General features: G+C 40.0%; 2 protein-coding genes and 1 CRISPR repeat array. Both genes read right to left on the reverse strand.

The annotated features are described in order from the left end of the window. Positions 1 to 171: 171 nt before the first annotated feature. Positions 172 to 1467: a hypothetical protein gene (locus H3U97_RS11300; protein ID WP_198198999.1), complete on the reverse strand. Its 1296-nt coding sequence runs from the start codon at positions 1465 to 1467 to the stop codon at positions 172 to 174. 485 nt (positions 1468 to 1952) lie between these two features. Then, positions 1953 to 2160: a CRISPR direct-repeat array (repeat unit 28 nt; unit sequence TTTCTAAACTACCTACACGGTAGTGAAC). Between the two features lie 942 nt (positions 2161 to 3102). Next, positions 3103 to 4396 (reverse strand): hypothetical protein (locus tag H3U97_RS11305; RefSeq protein ID WP_198199000.1); only part of this gene is annotated, 1294 nt, incomplete at its 5' end.

A 4396-nucleotide genomic window follows, 5' to 3' on the forward strand; every position in this document is an offset into this window, starting at 1 on the left:
GCTGTGATTTGTTCCTGACAAAGCACCGCCTTGGCAAACATCCCTGTTTGCCATGCTAACCTCTCTCAGTTGTCAGCACATTGCGGATGTTGCGCCACAAAATCGCTTTTTATCGTCCTAACATTATTTTTCTTACCTCAGCTTCAATACCTAAGAACTAAGAAATAATAGCTAAGGATAGACACAAAGTGGGGGGTAGACGTAATTCTCATTAATGCCTACAAGACGACCACTGTTCCCGAAAACTAGCAAGAACACACTACGATTATTCACCCTAGTATTCGTCCAATAGCCTCCGCTTCTGAACTTGGAACCAGTGTAATAGTTCATTCCCCCCCATTCCGCAAAAAATCCTCCACCAATGTAATGCTTGGAAGAAATATTAGCTCGCGCACTAGTTGCATCCTGGATACCTACGAGACGGTATCCAAAACTACGACACCAAGATGATGCTCTAGAAGGGGTACCTTCAAAACCACCACCATCAACAAACCACTGCTTTAACACAAATCTATATTTGACCACCGCATTACCACTGCTATCCCGACCGACTAACTCAAATGTCTGCGGTAAAGATGGTCTGGCGATTTGACCTGGATTATCTGAACGCCATTGCGATGGTGTAGCAACAGGACCAGTTAGGGTGACTCGAACGCTGGTACTTGTTGAATCAGTCATCGTCGCCGTAATACCACCATGAGAAACCGGAGCCCAAGATAAGGCTTGATTACTACCAACAATATCTAAATCAAAAAACAAATTATCACCACCAGTAGTCGGGAAGTTTTCACCATAATAACCCTGTGTTAGAAAACCTTTATCAATGTTCCATATGTTAGCAGGACCAGAACTATTACGGGGTTCCAAGTTAGGTCTTGCAAAACAAATCACTGGCGATGCCTTAGGATTAATATAATAAGTAGCATTACCTGCCGTAAAACGACTTTCATTAGGCACACCATAACGTGTTTTTAATATACCTTCACTATTTGATAAGGTTAATTTATATGGCGCTTTACAAATAGTCAGTACTTCATTACGGGTAACAGCTTGATTATTTTTATCGACAATAGATAAATTTAAACTACCAGTAGCGGTGACACCATTAACTCCCTGACCATCACCATCATCATCCCCCCAATAATTATACGGTGTGCCAATAAGTGAACTTAATGCAATAGAATCAGTATCTGTTGGTACTAACATACCAATATCATTAAAACTCTGACCAGCAACTGGTAACTCGATAGGATTGTAATAACTCGAATTATTGGTTGTGGGAGTAAATGTTCTACCATCAGAAAGCGATATCCCAAGTAGCGCTGCGGTATTTGTTACCCGGGTGCGACCACCATCAAAGGTTAAATATGGGGCGGAGCCATAAATAATATTGGTCGTTTTTGTGGTTAATGCATAATTAGTAAAAGAGATAGACTGTAATACAACCACGGTCAATACCAAAACCATCGGCCGAGATAAACAGGCGAAACCAAGAAATTTTGAAAAATTTTGCCGGAATTTCGGAAATTTTGGAAATTGTCGAAATAATAAACTGCGGTGAAATAATAAACGGTGTGAGCTTAACTTTAGAAAGGTGAAATTATAGGTTGGGCAGGTTGTGTGTTGTGTGTTGTGTGTTGAAAATTATAATCCATATCAGATATCCTTGTCAATCCAATTTTATGATTTATTTAAAATTTTAAGCCTAATGGCATAAAATTTATCCATTCGTATAAATATGCTATAAAAGTATAGTGATTGCAAAAAACCATGCAACTTTTTTTGATGGTTTAATTGTTAACTTTTGTAAAGAAGAATACTGCTAGCCCGAAAACAGCATCGGTTATTTGTTGTTTATTAGAAATAATATCCCCTTTATTCCCTCTTTAAAAATCACCATTTTTAACCTACTCAATAAGCAGTGTATTTCTTGATTATACCGCCACTTATATATTTCTTACTACCTACACGGTAGTGAACAAATTGGAAAATGGAGAAGCTGCTATTGAATGTTTCTAAACTACCTACACGGTAGTGAACCAATTTTTATTAAAGAAAATTTATCTTTTATATTTCTAAACTACCTACACGGTAGTGAACATCATTAATTCGCAACGTCGAATTGCCGGGTTTTTCTAAACTACCTACACGGTAGTGAACTAGAATTCAATATACTATAAATGCAGTTGGTAAAAAGGCAAAGCGCAATTTTACTATTAGAAACCCTTTTTTTAAGCGGTTTTTCAACATATTGATTTTTAAAAATTTTATTTTAAGTCAAAAAAAAGGGTTAGCAATAAGTAGGAATTTAAGTTTCAAAAACCCCTCTCCTCAAAATTTTTTATTCTTTGAGTTTCGGACGTTTGTTGTTTTGTGGTTGTTTCTATACGGTGATTACGTCCGAGTTAAGAGGGTTGGCGCGAACCCTCTTTACAATCTCCCGCGGCGACCACGCAAGTGGTCACGATGTGACTGCCTTCCGTCTTCGTTCGGTCTTAACGCACCGGCTGTGATTTGTTCCTGACAAAGCACCGCCTTGGCAAACATCCCTGTTTGCTATGCTAACCTCACTCTGTTGTCAGCACGTTGCGAATGTCGCTAAATTAAATACACCAAACTTATTTGCCAAAATAAACTCTTATGTTTATAGCAAGCTAATTTTAGTTTTAAAACCAATTTCGGAGAAACTTTAGGGGGATTTTTGGGCTTTAAAAACCCCTCTCCTCAAAATTTTTTAGTTCTTTATTTTTTAGTTGTTTGTGTTTCGGACGTTTGCAGTTTTGCGGTTGTTTCTATGCGGTGATTACGTCCGAGTTAAGAGGGTTGGCGCCAACCCTCTTTACCATCTCCCGCGGCGACCACGCAAGTGGTCACTGCGTGACTGCCTTCCGCCTGCGTTCGCTTTTAACGCTCCTTGCCAAACATCCCTGTTTGCCATGCTAACCTCACTCAGTTGTCAGCACGTTGCGAATGTCGCACCACAAAATCGCTTTTATTGCCCACTTTGTCAGCCTTATTGCCTTGGCTGGGCAATGATTGTTTAACGTCCTAACGTTATTTTTCTATCCTCAGCTTCAATACCTAAGAACTAAGAAATAATAGCTAAGGATAGACACAGGCTCCGCCGCCCCTTATGGAGTTGTACCAATCATCGTAAGACATCGAACCATAACGCGTGTTAACATAAAAAAACCTTTGAGTACTAACTACCATATCTTGCGTCCAATATTTAAACGTCCAAGTGCCGCCGGCGCCGGAGCCGAGGCCGGGAAAATTGGCACCAAAGTAAGTCTCCACCATCCCCCATTCCGCGAAAAATCCTCCACCAATGTGACGCTGGTACCAACCATCAGGTGACGAAGGCGTTGCCTCTACTAGACCGTTACAAGCGTCTCCTGAATTAAGTTCCCGACAAGACGCATTAGTTAAATCCCTGACATTTGGGAGATGGTATCCAATATTATTACACCAAGATTCCACACTAGAATGGTTCTTTTCATTATTACCACTATTAACAAACCACTGCTTTAACTCAAATCCATATTTGACCACCGCATTACCACTGCTATCACGACCGACTAACTCAAATACCTGCGGTAAAGATGGTCTGTCGACTCTATCTGGATTTTCTGAGTACCATTGATTAGGGTCTGTAACGGCAGGACCAGTTAGGGTGACTTTAACGCTGGTATTTGTTGAATCGGTCATCGTCGCCGTAATACCACCATGAGAAACCGTAGCCCAAGATAAGGCCTGATTACTACCACCAATATCTAAATCAAAATACAAATTATTAGCACCAGTAGTCGGGAAGTTTAAACCATAAGACGATGGCGTAACTGACTGTGGTAGAAAACCATTTCTAGGATTCCAAACGGCAGCAGAAAGACCACCCCTATATAAGTTAGGTCTTACAAAGCAAACCACTGGCGATGCCTTAGGATTAATATAATAAGTGGCATTACTTGCACTAAAACGACTTTCATTAGGCACACCATAAGGTGTTTTTAATCTACCGCTATCACTAGATAAGGTTAATTTATATGGCGCTTTACAAATAGTCAGTACTTCATTACGGGCAACAGGATTATCGTCTTTATCAACAATCGATAAGCTTAAATTACCTGTAACGGTGATACCATAATAAACTCCCTGACCATCACCATCATCATCCCCCCAATAATTATACGGTGTGCCAATAAGTGAACTTAATGCAATAGAATCAGTATACGTATTCGTTGGTACTAACATACCAATATCCTTAAAACTCTGACCAGCAACAGGTAACTCGATAGGATGGTTTCTTGAATCATTGGTTGTGGGAGTAAATGTTCTACCATCAGAAAGGGATATCCAGAGTAGTGCTTCGGTATTTGTTACCCGGGTACGACCACCA

The sequence above is a fragment of the Gilliamella sp. W8128 genome, from assembly GCF_016100545.1.
Lineage (GTDB): Bacteria > Pseudomonadota > Gammaproteobacteria > Enterobacterales > Orbaceae > Gilliamella > Gilliamella apis.

Bases quoted from the DNA above. Each gene is read 5' to 3' on its own strand.
- H3U97_RS11300 (WP_198198999.1), bottom strand. From the start codon at position 1,467: ATGGTTTTGGTATTGACCGTGGTTGTATTACAGTCTATCTCTTTTACT.